The 17,211-nt window shown below is 41.9% G+C and carries 17 protein-coding genes and 2 pseudogenes; 7 read left to right on the forward strand and 12 right to left on the reverse strand.

All coding sequences use genetic code 11. From position 1 onward, the window contains the following. Nucleotides 1-5: 5 nt before the first annotated feature. From TI10_RS24995 to TI10_RS10990, 6 genes and pseudogenes are all read left to right on the forward strand, one after another. Nucleotides 6-122: pseudogene (locus TI10_RS24995) on the forward strand (formate dehydrogenase subunit beta); the annotation flags it as partial. A 1,143-nt stretch (nt 123-1,265) separates the two neighbouring features. Further along, a complete protein-coding gene (locus tag TI10_RS10970) occupies nt 1,266-2,042 on the forward strand; it encodes a HisA/HisF-related TIM barrel protein (RefSeq protein WP_049583323.1) in 777 nt (258 codons plus the stop codon). Nucleotides 2,043-2,044: 2 nt separating this feature from the next. Beyond that, on the forward strand, nt 2,045-3,229 hold the full coding sequence (locus TI10_RS10975) for a phosphoribosyltransferase (RefSeq protein WP_049583324.1): 1,185 nt from the start codon (nt 2,045-2,047) through the stop codon (nt 3,227-3,229). A gap of 21 nt (nt 3,230-3,250) precedes the next feature. Continuing rightward, nucleotides 3,251-3,913: an HAD family hydrolase gene (locus TI10_RS10980; protein WP_049583325.1), complete on the forward strand. Its 663-nt coding sequence runs from the start codon at nt 3,251-3,253 to the stop codon at nt 3,911-3,913. A gap of 194 nt (nt 3,914-4,107) precedes the next feature. Continuing rightward, a pseudogene (locus tag TI10_RS10985) lies at nt 4,108-5,366 on the forward strand (adenylosuccinate synthase). Nucleotides 5,367-5,382: 16 nt separating this feature from the next. Beyond that, nucleotides 5,383-5,811: an NUDIX domain-containing protein gene (locus tag TI10_RS10990; RefSeq protein ID WP_049583327.1), complete on the forward strand. Its 429-nt coding sequence runs from the start codon at nt 5,383-5,385 to the stop codon at nt 5,809-5,811. A gap of 406 nt (nt 5,812-6,217) precedes the next feature. Here the strand turns inward: TI10_RS10990 and TI10_RS10995 are convergent, their stop codons facing one another. The 10 genes from TI10_RS10995 to TI10_RS11040 form a co-directional block, all read right to left on the reverse strand. Continuing rightward, nucleotides 6,218-6,523 carry a helix-turn-helix domain-containing protein gene (locus TI10_RS10995; protein WP_031281449.1) on the reverse strand — a complete coding sequence of 102 codons (306 nt, stop codon included), beginning with the start codon at nt 6,521-6,523 and terminating at the stop codon, nt 6,218-6,220. A gap of 29 nt (nt 6,524-6,552) precedes the next feature. Continuing rightward, the gene (locus TI10_RS11000) at nt 6,553-7,371 is read right to left on the reverse strand and encodes an MrpH family fimbial adhesin (protein WP_049583328.1); all 819 of its coding nucleotides are present in this window, start codon (nt 7,369-7,371) and stop codon (nt 6,553-6,555) included. A 26-nt stretch (nt 7,372-7,397) separates the two neighbouring features. Continuing rightward, a complete protein-coding gene (locus tag TI10_RS11005; protein WP_053093442.1) occupies nt 7,398-7,943 on the reverse strand; it encodes a fimbrial protein in 546 nt (181 codons plus the stop codon). Nucleotides 7,944-7,954: 11 nt separating this feature from the next. After that, nucleotides 7,955-8,446: a fimbrial protein gene (locus TI10_RS11010; protein WP_049583329.1), complete on the reverse strand. Its 492-nt coding sequence runs from the start codon at nt 8,444-8,446 to the stop codon at nt 7,955-7,957. A gap of 14 nt (nt 8,447-8,460) precedes the next feature. Beyond that, nucleotides 8,461-9,036, reverse strand: a complete 576-nt coding sequence (locus TI10_RS11015; RefSeq protein ID WP_049583330.1) for a fimbrial protein — start codon at nt 9,034-9,036, stop codon at nt 8,461-8,463. Beyond that, complete coding sequence (locus tag TI10_RS11020; RefSeq protein WP_049583331.1) at nt 9,029-9,622, reverse strand: fimbrial protein; 594 nt, start codon at nt 9,620-9,622, stop codon at nt 9,029-9,031. Before TI10_RS11020 ends, TI10_RS11015 begins: the two co-directional genes overlap by 8 nt. Before the next feature lie 24 nt (nt 9,623-9,646). Further along, nucleotides 9,647-10,396 carry a fimbria/pilus periplasmic chaperone gene (locus tag TI10_RS11025; RefSeq protein WP_049583333.1) on the reverse strand — a complete coding sequence of 250 codons (750 nt, stop codon included), beginning with the start codon at nt 10,394-10,396 and terminating at the stop codon, nt 9,647-9,649. A 93-nt stretch (nt 10,397-10,489) separates the two neighbouring features. Beyond that, on the reverse strand, nt 10,490-13,045 hold the full coding sequence (locus TI10_RS11030; protein WP_049583335.1) for an outer membrane usher protein: 2,556 nt from the start codon (nt 13,043-13,045) through the stop codon (nt 10,490-10,492). A gap of 19 nt (nt 13,046-13,064) precedes the next feature. Further along, nucleotides 13,065-13,613, reverse strand: coding sequence for a fimbrial protein (locus TI10_RS11035; protein ID WP_049583336.1), 549 nt, complete (start codon nt 13,611-13,613; stop codon nt 13,065-13,067). 83 nt (nt 13,614-13,696) lie between these two features. Then, on the reverse strand, nt 13,697-14,236 hold the full coding sequence (locus TI10_RS11040) for a fimbrial protein (RefSeq protein WP_049583337.1): 540 nt from the start codon (nt 14,234-14,236) through the stop codon (nt 13,697-13,699). A 684-nt stretch (nt 14,237-14,920) separates the two neighbouring features. Between TI10_RS11040 and TI10_RS11045 the strand changes: the two genes are divergently transcribed. Further along, nucleotides 14,921-15,493 (forward strand): tyrosine-type DNA invertase, encoded by a 573-nt coding sequence (locus tag TI10_RS11045; RefSeq protein WP_049583338.1) that lies wholly within the window; start codon nt 14,921-14,923, stop codon nt 15,491-15,493. A gap of 394 nt (nt 15,494-15,887) precedes the next feature. Here TI10_RS11045 and TI10_RS11050 read toward each other — a convergent pair whose 3' ends face one another. Together TI10_RS11050 and TI10_RS11055 are read right to left on the reverse strand one after the other, a co-directional pair. Beyond that, nucleotides 15,888-16,484: an AidA/PixA family protein gene (locus TI10_RS11050; protein WP_049583339.1), complete on the reverse strand. Its 597-nt coding sequence runs from the start codon at nt 16,482-16,484 to the stop codon at nt 15,888-15,890. Nucleotides 16,485-16,523: 39 nt separating this feature from the next. Then, nucleotides 16,524-17,105 (reverse strand): AidA/PixA family protein, encoded by a 582-nt coding sequence (locus TI10_RS11055; RefSeq protein ID WP_049583340.1) that lies wholly within the window; start codon nt 17,103-17,105, stop codon nt 16,524-16,526. Between the last annotated feature and the right edge of the window lie 106 nt (nt 17,106-17,211).

The raw sequence follows: 17,211 nt of genomic DNA on the forward strand, positions 1-17,211 counted from the left end.
GAATCATGGCAATACAATCTCAAGATATTATTCGTCGATCCGCCACGCATTCCTTTACCCCGGCGCCACGTATCCGTGATCATCAAGAAGAAGTAGCAAAACTGATCGACGTTACCACCTGTAATTCGCCGCCAATATTTTCCATCATGTCGGCATTGGTCCAAATCGTACCAGCGAACAAGACGAAGAACATGCCAGACAAGATGATGAAATGGCTGATGAATATTTTCGACACACCACAGTTAGCACGGAATTTGGCGAAGAAACATCATCCTCGTTGGTACAGAGAAATCCGTCAGAAAGCAAAACAGGAGGAAACAGATCCTTAGCAATATTTTAGTCTTTCCCAAAATTTAAACGAAAGTTATTGATCGAACGAAACGCAGTCTGGCAACAGACTGCGTTGATACTTGTATCATATATCTAAACATTACGATCAATATCACTGCAAATATATATACCCTTCATCTTTCAAGCTGCTGCTTTGTTGGCTGCTTTCACTCACCCCAGTCACATAGTTATCTATGCTCCTGGGGATTCGTTCACTTGCCGCCGCGCTGCAACTCGAAATCTATTAGGTATATTCATACCAAATAACCAATGAAATTATATTATTATAATATAAATTGTTGTCATCAATGACAAAAACAAATTATTTTTATAGAAATTACCTATGCAATAGATTTATATAATACAAACAAATAATTACCACGGAATAAATAGAATATAACTAAATATTAATTACAGTTACTATTTTAAATTCTCGGTAATTATATCCTCCTAATAGTTAAAGCTAACCACTCTAATAAACACAATTACTACACACATTTATTTGTTATAAATCGATATATTTTACTGATATTATCTAAAAAAATAGATTTATATTACTTTTAGCGATTAAAATATTGGATAAATAACACCAAATTTTTCCTAACAACATTAGCAGAATTATTTCTTATATATTCAGAATGAATCGCTATTTACCTACCTTTAAAATAACTCTTCTTAAGTAAATATAAGATTAACTAGCTTAATAAAGTTCTACAAATTGCTATAGTTAGCTAATAACCTTATTGAGTAATTTTTTCCTTTCACTATTATAAATCGATGAAATGTTATTGAATCCATTAAATCAATCCATTAATCTTTAATCCAATTTCTTTTTAAAAGAAGCAAAAAATATATTTATTCGTTACGTTATAAGCTGCAATTGCAGTAGTTACATATCATTATTAGTTTTTAGATAATTAATTAGGATGCATTCAATGATAAGTAAGGAAACATTCGAGATATTTCCCTCTGTAGATATTGTTGACGGAATAGCAATGACATCAAATTCCGCAATTCGATTAACTCGTGGTGAAAGCCCTACATTACGCAGACCTTTAGGTACTCCGGCCGAAGTAGCGCTCGCCTGGCAAAATGCCGGGGCAAAATGGATACATGTTGTTGATCTTGATGCTGCATCAGGACGGGGTTCAAACAGCCACCTGATTGCTGATGTCCTTGCTGCGGTCGACATTAACGTACAGGTCTGTGGCGGAATCAGAGATGAAACCATCTTGCGCAAAGTATTAGCAACCGGATGCCAACGCGTTAATTTAGGGACCGCAGCATTAGAAAACCCAGATTGGTGTGCCCGAGCAATTGCAGAATATGGCGATAAGATCGCCATTGCTCTGGATGTAAAAAGCACATCAGAGGGTTATCAACTGGCAACACACGGATGGAATGTCAGCAAAGGCAATCTCTGGGATGTCCTTGAGCGCCTCGACAAACAGGGTTGTCAACGCTACGTCGTAACCGATGTTGAGCGAGGCGGCATGATGAGTTCGCCAAACTTCACGCTATTACAGGAAGTTTGTGCGAAAACGTCATCGCCCGTCATTGCCGGCGGTGGAGTATCGAGCTTGGATGATCTCCGCGCTTTGGCCGATCTATCCACTATCGGTGTCGAAGGCGCAATTCTTGGTCAAGCACTACATATTGGTAAGGTTCCTCTCGAAGATGCCCTTGCTGCAACACGATCATCGAGACATTGACTATGGAATCTTTATCTCCCGTTTTGGATCTCCGCTCTATTGGCTTACTGGGCGAATTGCGTAGCGTACCTGAAACAAGCTATTTAACGAAACAAGTGATGGCGCTGCCTGGTTTACTCACAGAGAAACCAGCATTCTTGGGTTCCCGCGGTGTTGCCTATTACGAACAAAAACCTTGTCACGAACTACTGATGACGGCGAAATATTACACAGAATACATCTCTCAACTTGAGTGTACCGACAAGCTGTGTACTGCCCCGTCAAAATATATATTAGCCGATCATAGCCTGGCAAAATTGCTCAGAATCGTTGATAGCTTATTAAGTTCTCCACAGACAGTTAACGAAGATATTGTGCTATTCATTGATGGGATCAAGGAGTGTGCAAAAGTCGTCAGCTCAACGCTGATGGGTACAGCATTCACTTTTTCACCCTCTTCGATCCATGACCTAAAATTGCCTTCATCTACGGAACACAAAGTACCCAGACCGTTTATTGAAGGGGATAATCATCTGTTAACTTTGGCCGCAGCCCAAATTGACAAATGCCCCAACTCCTCTGTTGTCGGCATTATGTTAGGAGGATCAGCGGCAGCGGCAATCACAGCCGCAGCATGGGATAGCGAGCTTAATTTAGTGAAAGTTTCCCGTTACGATGATACGTCTCGCAAAAGCAATCATCTCTGGGGGCGCAATATTCCACCTGGGCAAACCGTGACAATTATTGATGATAATTGCGGAACAGGCGACACCTTACGTCAGGCAGCCGATCTGGTCATGGCCCAAACCGGGCAATGTCCGAAGGCCCGTGCCGTCGAACTGCATTGGGAAAAATTATTACGTACCCGCGTTTATGGGCATGCTGATCGTGTATTCAGCCCTGAAACTTTAGATGTATTGACGCCTTGGTGTTTCAGGCATCATCAGGTCTTGGATCGTTTAATTAATCAGCCCTTCGCTGATGATAAATATGTTCATACCACCACAGCGGATTGGGTTGCCTATTCATACAGTTTATTGTCTGTTCTTCATGACACCCTGACAGATTCAACATGGGCAGCCAAGTTATTGCGTTTTTTATTAAATCTAAAAGCACAAACACCACTGAACTATGAACAACCAATCGATGCATTTAAGGCTCTGGCATATCAATGTCCTGAATGTTCAGCTCGCAAAAACCAATTTTAGAAAAAGGGAAGTTAATTGATTATGACAACGGCACATATTATTTGGGATTGGAATGGCACATTACTTAATGATGTCAATGTTTCATTGAGCGCAACCAATTTCGCACTAGCAGAAATCGGTATTGAACCACTGACGCTGGAACAATATCGGGAACATTATTGTGTTCCAGTACAAACTTTCTATAAACAAGTGATTGGCCGTGAACCTTCGTCTTCTGAATGGTCAGTGATCGGAAAAATATTTAATTTTCACTATCGCCCGGGTATTCAGAAAGCCAGTTTAACGGAAGGCGTAAGTCAGCTCCTTGCTTCCCGTCATGAAACAGGCGCGACTCAATCATTATGTTCACTGATGGAGCATCATGAATTGGTCCCTATGCTTGATAATCATGGTATTGGTAAATTCTTTACCCAAATAGATGGTAGAAATACGCCATTATTGACAACCGGCAAATCAGAGCAGTTAGCGAATCATCTCAAAAAACTTAATGTTGCTCCTGAGCAAAGTGTGGTTATTGGGGACGCCACCGATGACGCCATTGCCGCATTAGCAGCGGGAACTCATGCCATTCTTTATACCGGAGGAACCCATAGCCGCGTCAGTCTTGAAACTGCCGGCGTTCCCGTGGTTGATACATTAAGTGAGGCGTTATTAATAGCCGATTCTTTGGTCTATAAACAGTAATAACGAGGCTGTTCAAAATAACTTAGTAAGAAAGGAATAATTTACAACGGCATACGAATAGATATTTGGCACATGAGTTTTAAAAGAGCAGCTTAGTATTTTAAAGCAGATTATTCATTATTAAAAATCATCATCCAAGATGATGATTTAACTATTATTTTGAATAAATCAATAAATAATTAAGGAATAGATTCATGTTAACTGCTGTAGTTGGACTTCAATTCGGAGATGAAGGTAAAGGAAAATTTGTTGACTATTTGTCTGTCAACATCAATAACATTGCTCGATTCAATGGCGGCGCTAATGCGGGTCATTGTGTGCAACACGGTAATCTAAGAGGCTCATTTTCTCAATTACCAGCCTCACTCAACAAAAAGAATTTATATATCTGCCAAGGTGCTTTAATCAGTCTTCCTATTCTGGTTAAAGAGATCGATTTTATACAAAAAGAAAAATTGACTCTAATATATTTATCGATCCTCGATGCCATATCGTCTTACCATTACACTCTGAGTTAAATCGAGCGTCAGAAAAATATAAAGGTAAGCAGAAGATAGGTTCGGTTGGCGTCGGCGTCGGGGCCTGTGTTGAAGACAAAGCCAATCGTCATGGCATTCGGCTTATTGATACGCTTGATAAAGAGCAATTAAGAAGTAAATTAGAATTTCTCTGGGGTATCAGAGAGAAGCAGATCAACCATGTTTTTAATGCGCAAGCTACATTAGATTTTGAAGAGATGTTAGAAACAACGCATCAATATGGCAAGAGAATAGAACCCTATTTCACGTTCACTAATGAAGTTATCGGTGATTTACTTAATTCTGGAGAAGATGTTTTACTTGAAACATCACAAGCTACTTTCTTAGATAATAGTTTTGGTACTTATCCTTATACTGTGGCATATCAGACCTTGGTGCAAACCTGCTTTGCCATGATAGGCATACCAGCACAGAAAATGCATATTGTCGGTGTGATGAAATCCTATATGATCCGTGTCGGTAACGGGCCATTCCCCACAGAATTATTGACAGAACAGGCTGATTATATTCGTGAGCGCGGAAACGAGTATGGCACCGTTTCAAAAAGGCCAAGACGTTGTGGCTGGTTGGACTTATCCCTGATTAAACAAGCGGTGAAACTCAATGGCGTAACAGAACTCGCTATAACGAATGTTGATGTTCTTGCTGATTTACCCGAAATAAAAGTCGCTATCGCCTATGAAATTGATGATAAGCTCGTCTGTTGCGATGACGCATTATTACGGCTTGATAAAGTCAAACCCATCTATAAGACATTTAAGTCCTGGGGAGAACTTAACTCATCATATACACATTTAATGGAACTGCCTATTGAGCTGGTTGACTTCTTATCTTTTATTCAAGACTATGCTGGAGTCCCAATCAAATATATTTCCTATGGGCCAGACAGAAATCAGACATTAGTCATGAAATAAAAGCGGGGAGAAAATAATGATTCACTATGTAACAGGGTTTATGTTTTCTAAAGATAAAAAACATGTCTCCCTGATTTCAAAATTACAACCCAGTTGGCAAAAAGGGAAACTTAATGGGATTGGTGGAAAAATAGAAGCGGGTGAAAGCCCTCAACAGGCAATGGCAAGAGAATTTGCTGAAGAAGCCGGCATTGAAACACGTCCTGAAGAGTGGCGATTATTTACCGTCTTAACTCGCCCTGACGTTTATCAGGTAAATTTTCTCTATATGTATGATGATCGTGTCTATTCTGTCAATTCTATCGAGAAAGAGATCGTCAATATCTATGAAACAAATTCATTGCCCGATAATGTGATCTATAACTTACGTTGGTTGATCCCGATGGCGGCCGATGAACATTTACGTTTCGATAAAGAAATAGAAATAACAGAAATGCGGGGTTAGATACGGTATAGCGAGTATTTTATCTATACCCTATGTATTTCAAGATGCATCGCGACGGCAAGGGAGCGAATCCCCGGGAGCATAGATAACTATGTGACCGGGGTGAGCGAGCGCAGCCAACAAAGAGACAACTTGAAAGATAACGGGTATCACTAACAATAGTAATGAATAGTAATGAATAGTAATGAATAGTAATGAATAGTAATGAGGAGGAAATTTCACATACATGATTAAATTACTATCTGAACTTTAATAACTTCTTCAAAAGGGGAGATGGATAAGAATGGATTCTTTGACTTGTAGTAATAACATGGCTAACGAAGAAATCATAAAAGTGACCGTTCCGTCGGTCACGAAACTCAGTCATCAACTGGTTTATAGATCCCCTTATTGGAGCCGAGATCAGTTAACATCCAAATTTACCCAATGTAGCCTCCGCAATAGGGATATATTGGTCTGTTAATTTATTGATGCTGTTATTGGTGGCAGGATAACAACAATCAAGGAAAAACCAATTTATCGGCGTCTCCAATATTGAAGCGATCTGCACCAGATGGGATAAATTAATTCGGTTTATCCCTCTCTCATAACGTGAGAGTTGTTGCTGACTAATACCTATTTTTTCCGCCAATTTTACGGCGGTCATACCCAACTCTTTCCTTCTTTTTTGAATACGCTTCCCTACTAATAGATGATCTTGTTTCATTTTCATCCCAGCCTTTAAATTAAAAAAACACCTTTTTATGGCATTGCCAAAATTATCGCCCCTGATCCTGAGAAAGGTCCTGCCTCTACTCTGCCATTTTTTTGTAAAATTGATTTCACTGTAACGGGTACATTTCCGCCAGCCGGTACAAACACAGCGACACCCTCTTCACCATTTTTCTCATTTAATAGCAATTTAGCTTTCAAACTACCATCACTTCTTAAAGGTACTAATCCCCTATCAGGTCCCGTCGCCGTCACGATAATCTCTATGTCTACATTGCAAGTCACATTGATATTTTCCGCTCTGGTTGCGCCTTCCAAGTTTGCCTCATCAATACTACCGTAATTAAGTTCAACGGAGCCTTCACTGACTTGACAAAATCCTATCGGCGGCGGTGCTACGCCACATAAAGATCCAGGTAATAATCTTCCATGAAAACCACTTCGATCGGTTTCATAAAATAGCCCGACACATTCCTGATGAGACCGAATAGCAGGGCCAAAATGTTTTGCCACTCCGGTGATCGGAAAACTGGTATATTTCAATATCTCCGCTTGCACTTGTTTCATTGTCTTAAATCTTTCCACACGAGTATTGAATAGCCTATAAGGCTGCCCGGAATAACCATCAGCAAAATGGCGATGGTTAACCGATATCCAACACGCAGAATAACCATAACAAGGATTGGGCGTAAAATCGTTTTCTGGGTCCCAACGTTCAATGACAAAAGTATAATAGGCATTTGTAGGAATTCCCTCGGATTTAGTGATATATGAAAATATTGATGCAACCGCACTTAATGAAAACAGCGATAATAAAAGTACCAGGCAAACAGAGAATAACTTTTTCATTGAGTTACCTAATAAAACTGTGCAAGTTAGTCATAATTCAGATTAAATGTCGCAATCGCATGAAATACGCCTCGCTTAATCGTCTGGTTAGCTAGCGCAGTGGGTTCTGCCTGCACATAGGCTTGCAGTACAATCAAGTTTTCCCCCTCTTTTAACGAATAGGCATCCCCCTCCTTATTCAATGGCAACCGTCTGCCTTCTGCCGTTTCTATACCGATGGCAATCCCATAGGCTTGGCTCCCTGCACTTAACGCTAATAAGCCCGGCAATTGTGGATTTTCCATGCCGCTGAATGTCAGTTTAATCGATTTCCCCACACTCATATCGCAACCCGATAACCGGAGTAGAAAAGGTTCACTATTGGTCCTACCATGCAGATACAAATATTTTTCAGAAATTGTTGCAAAATCGAGTTGGATATCTTCATCACCCGGTTTAATCGTGCAAGGTTCTTTAACCAATGCACCGTGAAAACGCATATTATCCGCAGCCTGTACCACTTGATGACTATAAACCGTGGCAGCAATAACCATAAAACCAACACGCAACACGAATAACTTTAAATATTTCATTATGTTTCCTTTCACTGGTATTCCGCCAGCAATGTCGCCGTCACTTCAAATACCCCTTCCGGCAACGTACTTCCCGGCTTTTTTACCGGCACCGCTTGTATCACCGGCTGTTTCTGTGATGTCACCGGAATACGCTTATTAAGGGTGAATGCTTTACCATCCAACGTCAGACGAATGCCTAAATCAGTAATATTGGTTTTCAATGCCGCATCATCAAATGAAGTTGGCAGGCCAATCACTGTCAATCCTAAATTCCAACCTGAGATATTAGGCGCACATACCAACTGGTAATTCACGGGCTTGGTATAATTCATCCCGTCCACCTGATGGATGCCAACATTGTGACCAAAATCGACATCAATCATATTGCCGTCATTAATAACGCAAGGGGGCGCTTCAAGCAGTGTGCCGTGAAACCACATATTATCTGCCGCCTGTCCCGGCATAATACTGATTAACCCCAGGCACACGCCCCAGAAAACACGATAGATCAGAGGGTTCATTGCATGTCTCCCGTTCACTGGTATTCAACCATCATGGTCGCACCCGCGCCAAAGTCGCCGCCTTTCAATGCCGTAGCCATATCTTTTACCGGCACCGCATGTAATTCAGGAAAATCAGGATAGTTAAATTTCATCCAGTCATTGACGGGCAATTTTCGTCCGTTATGAATGACAGCGATACCAAGCCCAGTGTGATTGGTTTGCAACACCGCTGGATCAAAACTGGCAGTGTTACCCGATATCATCATTTTCATTGCATTAGCTGGCATTTTTTCACATTTCACGGTGTATTTGACGGGTTGCATATAATTAACCCCATCAATCCGAGTAATCATCACGTCGCCAAAATCCACATCAATAGTATTGCCATTATTAATCACACAAGGTGGAGGCGCGATAACTACGCCGTAAATATTGACCGGCGTTTTGCCCGAAAAATTACTGACAGGTCTTGCTGCTAAATTTACCCTTTTTGTCAGTAAATCGGCCTGAGCATTAACACTCAATAAACAGCCAAACAGTAATACGCTCCATTTTTTCTGCCTGCGATACTGTTTTTTTATTCCCAGAGAACACAGCGAGTTAGTCATAATTCACCCTGAAATCCACTACCGCGCGATATTGCCCAATCCCTAGCGCTCTCGGCGTCCGCACCGGCGTCACGTAATATTCCAAGCTGTCCTGCCCCGCTGCCGCAAAACGTGGGCGTCCCCGCTCTCCCAACCGGATATCATTATTCGCGCTATCTGTTATCTGTAACCCCAACCCGGTAATACCGGTCACCCGCACCAGATGTGGGTAATCGCGATCCGCCGGTGCCACAAAACTAACCGTCACCACCGGCTGTAACTGATTCCACGTCAGATTGCCGTTCCGCCGGTCCTCTACAGCCCCTTTGGTTCTTAAACAGTCACGAAACTTCAATGTGAACGGGATCGGCGTCCCTTTATCACCTGGCTGGCGTAAGTCACTGTTTGGCGTACTCCCCAGATTCACCTCCTGCCATGCGGAAGTCATGTCCAATCGACAAGCCGCCTCAGTCAACCCGCCAAACACATGCAATTCACCGTGCAATCCGTCTATATCTGCTGACCGCTTTTCCCTCGCCTGACTCTCCATCACGGGTATCAGCCAGATCGCCAGTATCAGTACGCAGCCTATCCGCTTGATGTTCATCGTCGTTCCTCCCGGCTTCGCCCGTCACGACGAACTTTTAGCCACCTGACAATGGTTGCCTGCGCAACTAAAAGTCAGTTGCGGCCGGCCGCCATAATCATTGACATACGTCAGTACCGGCGCACTGCCCAATGCCCCTACACTACCACTCAGCACCGCGCTACTTTTAGGCGCTATCATCAATGGTTTAAAACCCGCCGCCGTCTCTCCCTTAAGCTGGCTCGATGCATCCACTATGGTGATGTAATAGGGTGTCGGATTGTTCACCTGATATTGGTTCCCCTGACGCGTCAAAGTCATCTTCTCTTGCCACGGATTGTCCAAATCAGTGCGGCTGGCAAAAATAGCTTTCGGGCGATAGAACAGCTTGATTCGAGTTTGTAGCGCAATCTGCAAGGTATTCGGCTTCTTGCTACGCGGCGGAATTTCACGCAAGTTAAAATAGAACAAGCTTTCCCGATCTTGTGGTAACTGCGCGATTGTTGGCAGTGACTGTATTTTCACCTGACTCTTAGCGCCCGGCTCCACCCGCTGTACCGGCGGCGTCACCACTAACGGACCATTGATTTTGTTACCCTGCTCATCTTCTATCCATCCCTGCGCCAGATATGGCAACTCTTTGTTCTGGTTGCTAATATCCATGCTGGTGGATTTGTCCTCACCGTTAAACACGATGCGGGTACGATCCAGCGCAATGGCCGCCATTGACTCACTGATCACTGACAGGCTTAAGATAGCTATCGTGACTACACTGATTGTATTCTTCAATTTCATCCTCAATTACTCATTCTTAGCATAATCATTACAGGTCACCGCGATACGTTTCGGTGACAACAACAAAGTTTTCACGCTGCCGGTCAATTCAAGTTATGGCCGTTTATTACCGTCGGCCAGTTGGCAGAGCAGTAATAACGAAGCCATCTCTTCTACTTTGGGTAATTCTGGCGGCAGCTCAATCACACATTGCAATTCCCCATCCCAACGCACATCCAGTTTCTCTCCCGGATTTATCCCGCTCAGGTAGGTGTTCCCACTATCACTGACGATACCGATCTCCCGTTGATCCTTATTCAGTACCGTTGCCCCAAATGGCGGCGCGTTACCGTCCGGCAAGCGGATCAGGGCCATCGCTTTTTCACCGGATATCACCTGAAATTTGCGATAGCCAATCGCCCCTTCCGTCAACGTCGCTTGTTGTACCGACCGTATTGCCTCTACGTTGTCCGGCAATTTGTTCAAATCAATACTCGCACTGTTACGGTAATAGTTGTTCACATCAGAGATCACCGCTTTACCAAACATATTGGTATGGGTAATCGCGCCGAAACCTTTCACCGGTACACCGCCGACACCATCGGTATCCACCATCAAACGGGTGGTGCCCGGCATATTAATGCGATGCAGCGCCGCGCCTTTTGGCGTCATGGTCATGCCCCCCTGAATAGAAAGCGCCGCCGTGGTATAACGCCCATCCTGATAACTCGCGCTGGTCGTCAGTTGAGCACGATCGCCGTAATGGGTTAAATAACCGTTCGCCGCGGCCTTGCCGTCAATACTGGTACCAACCGCTAAACGATAGTTACTGTTTTCATTAATCCGATCGTAATAACCTACCGTGTGGGAGTTACCTTCCCGGTTGGCCATTGCGTTATAACTGATAGTGCCTGAGTTACCCCACGGCAGGGATAATGTCATATACATCCCGTCGTCATTTTTACCTTCATATTTATTACGGTAAGCAGACAGATTCAGGTTAATGTTCTTATAACTTCCAATATCAAAATAGCGTGATATTGACACGTTATAACGATCGTTATTCGAACGATTCCAGTAAGTCTGGTGGCTGTAATTCAAATAGATACTGGTACCAATATGCGTGAATTGCTTATTCAACATAATGGTGTAAAGCTCTTTATTGCTCTCCGCATCGCCATCGTGATAACGGCGATCCAGATACTGGCTCATGCTCATAAAGTCACGTTCTGAGAAACGGTAACCAGCAAAAGTCACCTGGCTGTCATACTCTTCAAAACGTTTGGAATAACTGAGGCGATAAGATCCTCCCATCAATGTTTGGTCCTCAGCCGGTAAATGAGCGCGGGATTCAGTAACATCAAAGGAAAGTGCGCCAAAGGCCATCAGATCACGCCCAACCCCCAATGACAACGCGTTATAATCCCCAGCTCCCAATATCCCGCCGTACAGCGACCAACCGTTGTTTACTCCCCAGGAAAATTCGCCGATACCAAAGCCCGATCCTTCACTGTGATGCTTCCAGTTAGTCGGCTTGCCCGCCGCCAGTTTGTACTGCACCCGGCCCGGGCGGGTTAAATAAGGAATATTCGCGGTATCGATCTGAAACTCTTGTAAACCGCCATCCTGCTCCTCTACCCGTACATCCAGTTTGCCGCTCACTGCGTCATTAATGTCCTGAATACGGAATGGACCTGGCGCAACTTGGGTCTCATATAACACCCGACCCTGCTGACGAATAGTCACTCTGGCATTGGTTTTCGCTACTCCGGTTACTTCCGGCGCATAGCCTCGCAGGTTCGGCGGTAACATATTGTCATCCGTCGCCAGACTGACGCCGGTAAAACGGAAGCTGTCGAAGATATTTGAATTGAGGTAATCCTCACCCAACGTTAACTTAGCCTGCCAACGCGGTATTGCCCGGTATAAATAATAGCGGCTCCAATCCCAATTCTTCTCAGTGCTCCCTCCCCGCCCCGAGATGTGGTTGTACTGTGATTGCCAGTCTGCCCGCAGACGCCAAGCGCCCAAATTTATCCCGGTCGTACCATTAGCGCTGACATTCTGATTTTCATTTCCTTTCGTCGGCTTAGAGACCTGGGCATTGACGTTATAATCAAACATCATGCCAAAAATTCCGTCATCCCAACGTGACGGCGGGTCCCAGTCTGGCGAGCTATATTCAAGATAGGCTTGAGGCACACTCAGGTATAACGTGTCGCTGCTCAGATCACCGCGCACCGTCATGCCAGACAGCGTTTTAGTCTCCAGACACCGATTATTGTTCCACCAGGTCATCTTTGATTCCCATTCCGCCCGTAGCCCCAACTGCTTCACCAGCTCAGGCGGCAAACACGCCACACTCCCCTTCGGATCATCCGGCGGCGCCATAAAGGTAACCGGCATCTCCGGCAGTTCGCTTTTATTCAGCCTTATCGTCATTTGATAATCCCCCGGCATGATATAACCCGCACGGGAAAATTCTTTTAAATTAATCCGAGAACGATCCTGAACATCTAACACATCCGTATTAAATTCAATTTCCTGTTCCGCATACACAGCATGAGTACCTGTTAAAGCAAGCAATGACAAAACAATAAGAGGTTTCAGGACACACCTAACCGAGACCACCTTGTCATATTCAGTGGTCAAACCTAAAAACAAAGCCATAACATTCCCAGATCGATGATTAGTGATAATCCAGCCTGAACCGAACAGTGGTTCGATACTGCCCTGCTTGCAATAACTGGCGATTACCCACCAATCGCATCGCGTAATTAAGCGTCATCTGCCCTGCCTGTAAGTCCCCCAGCGGCAATGGAGTTCCCGGATACGCCTGATTGCCGTATATGTCTGTAATTTGTAATGCCACCCCTTGAGCTACGCCAGACAACCGGAAATTGTTCCCATCAGGCACGCCGTCAAACATCACCTGAAAGTGGCGCCAATCGGGTTTACCCAAGGCGGCAGAAGTCAGTACACAGTTAATCAAACGGATGGAAAAAGGGCGCGTGGCTCCCTGTCCATCATGTATCATCCGGCTTACCGGGATCGTGGCTAACTCAATCGTCTGGTCACGGCTACCTGCGTCAATCGCACAGGCCGTATCAATGATGGCGCCTTGCATGCTAACGCGGCCATATCCTTGCGTTCCTCGTGGAGCAGCCGTTTCAGCTTCAATAACACAGGAAAACATTAACAGGCAGGGCACTACAACAACGGCAGCATATCGACTCATGGCTTCTCTCCAGCTAAACTTATTCAAAATTTTTGATTAGGAAACGCCCGCTTCCCTGTCAGCGTTTCCGTGCATGAAAAGACTTATTGATAAGTCAACTGGAAGTTGGCAATGCCGGTGAAATTACCCGGAACAACGGCATCAGGTGAAGTATCACCTTGAAGATAGGCGGCAAAATGCAGATCATTATCACCATCATGCAGAGCGACAGCCGGTGAAGGGGTACCTAGTTTGATTTTGTTACCGCCCGCATCCGTGATCGCAATACCAGCACCTTTCGCAACGCCTTCGATACCTAGCAAACCATCACCGCCGGTGATACTAGATTTAGCGCCAATAAACGTCGTGGTGACTGTACTTATCGTTTCCGTCGTACAGTTATCTAAAGAAATTTTGAATGGCGTGGAAGAAGAACGGCCGCCGTTTTTTAAAGATGCGCTAGAAATAGAGCCCATTGGAACTACCTGATCAACCGTTTCTGGGGTGATAGAGCAAGGTGCATCAGTAATAGACCCGGTAAAAGTCACCGTTCCGTGACCTTGGCTAGGATTGGCTGCATTAACAGAACCCGCAACCAAAGCTACGCCTAGCCCCAGGGCCATAACCAATTTATTCAATCTCATGTGAATTAATTCCTTGAATTTAAGGATAAAATACCCAATACCATAAAAAAATAACCGTGCAGGACTCCAGATCCATGCACCCAATATTCAGCGCAAAAATAGTTTAAAAATCTCGGATTAATATTTTCTAAACCAAACAAAATGCACCAAACTGTAAATATGTTCCTATAAAACGACCGATTAAGTCAAATTTTGTGTAATGCGAAATTGCCAATATTTAACTGTTTATAATATAGGGCTTTTTTTCATTGTTTTTTACTATTTTTCACACTCTTTCATTTCTTTATTGTAAAGAATCAGTGGGTTCATCTGAATTCAATCAAATATTAATTGATTAATTAGATTATAAGTTCAAATTAATGTTTTTTTTCGATTGTTAACTCCGAAATATTATGTGCTCTTAGTGTTTTTGACTAAAAAAAACAGTTTGGTGCATTCTGTTCAGTTTCTTTTTATTGTTAAATAATTTCCATATATATAATTACTAAGCTTACAAGCTGATATTTTCTATTAAAAAATGGCTATCTATAACTATCTAAAAACGATAATTATAGATTTAGGTCAAAATAAATAGAGTTACCAGCTAATAATTTTATAAAAGTTCTATTAATTGATATATTCCGGTAGATTAATATTATTTCTCTACCTATAACAATCCGCCCCAATTTCACAGGAATTATTTTCATGAAGAAACGTAAGTTTTTAACCAGATATGAAATTAATGCGATTTTAGAAAAAGCACGTCAGGGACGTCACGCTGAGCGAGATTATTGCATGCTATTGATGTGCTTCATTCATGGATTAAGAGTGAGTGAGCTATGTAATCTAACGTTATCCGATCTTGATCTTAGCTCAGAAATTATTCATGTCAGACGATTAAAAGGGGGATTATCAACAACACATCCGCTAATACCAGAAGAAATTAAAGCGCTAAATCAATGGCTTAATATTAGAAAGAGTTGGCGAGAATCAGATACAGCATGGGTTTTTTTATCACAAAAATCAGGAGCTATTTCACGCCAGCAAGTTTATGGTTTATTAAAGCGTTATGGCAAGCAAGCATTAGTTAATATTTCACCTCATCCACACATGTTAAGACATGCTTGTGGTTACGCTCTCGCTGATTTAGGAAGAGATACACGCCTTATTCAAGATTATCTCGGTCATCGCAATATATCCCATACCGTTATTTACACTGCAAGCAATGTAAAACGGTTCTTCAAGATATGGGAGGCTCCTGCAAAAGGACTCGATTAATTTCAATATCTCTTTTTTATGTAAGAAATGTAGTATGAGAAACTATTTCTCTTGGAAACAAAAAAATCATCTCATCATCCAATGGTAAAAATCCTCGTCCATATACTGATGAGGGTTTTTTATACGATATAATAATTATTCACATTATAAGATACTACTTATTATTTCTTATAATTACTTTTAAATTCTTTTAGAAATCAATGAATAAAGCAATTAAATAAAACCATGTATTTAAGGGGAGTTTTAATCATAAATTCCATTATTAAATGAATGGATATTTTTGCAGGAATGAAGAAAATAAAATCACTGGAAATTATACTCTGTTTTCCAGTGATAACTTACAACTGTTAACATTTCATTGGTTGATTTATTAAATTTTTAGGTAATGCTAAATTTAATCAACGACTTGAACATTTAGAGAATGAGCAAGGTAGCCAACAAGATTACCAATATTGTCTTTAACATTCCATCTTTCGAAAATGGATATATACCATGAATATTTGGCTATGCCTGGAGTGCGTAATTTAGAACCTTGATTGAAAATATTACGCGTTTCCAGTACTACAGGATAATCTTGATTAGTCCCTAATGTTGCCTCTTTGCTTGGGGCCGCAACTTGAGATACAGCCGAAGTTAAAGTGGGTGGCGAAACTAGCGATTTGGCATCTACCCCTGCCATATGATACAGAAATACCTGATCATCAAATTGAGCTGATAAAGTAGAAGCTCGCCACCTAACGATATCCCCTACCTTACCTTGAATTAAAAGTGTAGCTTGAGCATTATTCTTGGGAACATAGATATTATTTTGAGAGGTAATGTAATAAATGTATTTATCATCCATGACAGTGGGTGCGCCAGGGTCTTTACTAATGGAATTGCCAAGATCATTTTTAATAGCTTGTACATCAACAACGGCAAGAATATCAATCAATTGTACACTATTAATGGATCTTATATCATTCAAGTCTGAATCTTCAATATTATTCATAATACTATTCCTATTTTTATATATTAGTTTTATAAATATTTAATCATCTAGAACTGTAATGAAAGGGTCATGACCAATATATCCAAGGAGTTGTTTTTTACGATATATTTTCATATACCAGACATACGAACCGTGTCCTGCCCTCTGAGCTGTTGATTGATGATAATATCTTGTTATTAGTCCGCCATTATTTTCCCCATCTCTTTTATATACCACACTACTTATATTATTATTATCATCTTTAGCCAAATAAGGAATGGAAATATCACCATAATCAAGTTGCGGTAATGTTATAAGCGAAACATCACCACCGTCATCAGCTTGTAATCTCATATGGCATAAAAGTACTGTATATTCAAATTGCTGTGTCAAAGACATTGGTCTCCATCTAATGTCATCAGCAACGTTAACAGTTACCTCCAACTCGCCTTTAGCATTATTTTTAGGCGTATAAAGATTTCCATTGCTTGTTATATAATAAAAATATTTATTATGTACTGATTTAGCCGTCCCGAGTGTTTTTGATTTACTTAAATCATAATTACTAAGAATAGCTTCTACATCCACACAAATAAGAATATCTACAGCTTGATATTTCGAAATCGCGATAACGTCGCTCATATCTATTCTCCATCACAATAAAGTGTTAGATTGTTTAACAATCATCTATTATATTAATAATTCAGTTCAAAAAAACCACTGATATAAATCATAGTTTTTAAAAAAA

Source organism: Photorhabdus luminescens subsp. luminescens, from assembly GCF_001083805.1.
Classification (GTDB): Bacteria; Pseudomonadota; Gammaproteobacteria; order Enterobacterales; family Enterobacteriaceae; genus Photorhabdus; species Photorhabdus luminescens.

Excerpts from the sequence above, each read along its gene's own strand:
- TI10_RS11000 (WP_049583328.1), bottom strand. The coding sequence starts at position 7,371 with ATGAAAAAGTTATTCTCTGTTTGCCTGGTACTTTTATTATCGCTGTTT.
- TI10_RS11035 (WP_049583336.1), bottom strand. The coding sequence starts at position 13,613 with ATGAGTCGATATGCTGCCGTTGTTGTAGTGCCCTGCCTGTTAATGTTT.
- TI10_RS11005 (WP_053093442.1), bottom strand. The coding sequence starts at position 7,943 with ATGAAATATTTAAAGTTATTCGTGTTGCGTGTTGGTTTTATGGTTATT.
- TI10_RS11030 (WP_049583335.1), bottom strand. The coding sequence starts at position 13,045 with ATGGCTTTGTTTTTAGGTTTGACCACTGAATATGACAAGGTGGTCTCG.
- TI10_RS11040 (WP_049583337.1), bottom strand. The coding sequence starts at position 14,236 with ATGAGATTGAATAAATTGGTTATGGCCCTGGGGCTAGGCGTAGCTTTG.
- TI10_RS10970 (WP_049583323.1), top strand. The coding sequence starts at position 1,266 with ATGATAAGTAAGGAAACATTCGAGATATTTCCCTCTGTAGATATTGTT.
- TI10_RS11055 (WP_049583340.1), bottom strand. The coding sequence starts at position 17,105 with ATGAGCGACGTTATCGCGATTTCGAAATATCAAGCTGTAGATATTCTT.
- TI10_RS11045 (WP_049583338.1), top strand. The coding sequence starts at position 14,921 with ATGAAGAAACGTAAGTTTTTAACCAGATATGAAATTAATGCGATTTTA.
- TI10_RS11025 (WP_049583333.1), bottom strand. The coding sequence starts at position 10,396 with ATGAAATTGAAGAATACAATCAGTGTAGTCACGATAGCTATCTTAAGC.
- TI10_RS11050 (WP_049583339.1), bottom strand. The coding sequence starts at position 16,484 with ATGAATAATATTGAAGATTCAGACTTGAATGATATAAGATCCATTAAT.
- TI10_RS11020 (WP_049583331.1), bottom strand. The coding sequence starts at position 9,622 with ATGAACATCAAGCGGATAGGCTGCGTACTGATACTGGCGATCTGGCTG.
- TI10_RS10975 (WP_049583324.1), top strand. The coding sequence starts at position 2,045 with ATGGAATCTTTATCTCCCGTTTTGGATCTCCGCTCTATTGGCTTACTG.
- TI10_RS11015 (WP_049583330.1), bottom strand. The coding sequence starts at position 9,036 with ATGACTAACTCGCTGTGTTCTCTGGGAATAAAAAAACAGTATCGCAGG.
- TI10_RS10995 (WP_031281449.1), bottom strand. The coding sequence starts at position 6,523 with ATGAAAATGAAACAAGATCATCTATTAGTAGGGAAGCGTATTCAAAAA.
- TI10_RS10990 (WP_049583327.1), top strand. The coding sequence starts at position 5,383 with ATGATTCACTATGTAACAGGGTTTATGTTTTCTAAAGATAAAAAACAT.
- TI10_RS10980 (WP_049583325.1), top strand. The coding sequence starts at position 3,251 with ATGACAACGGCACATATTATTTGGGATTGGAATGGCACATTACTTAAT.
- TI10_RS11010 (WP_049583329.1), bottom strand. The coding sequence starts at position 8,446 with ATGAACCCTCTGATCTATCGTGTTTTCTGGGGCGTGTGCCTGGGGTTA.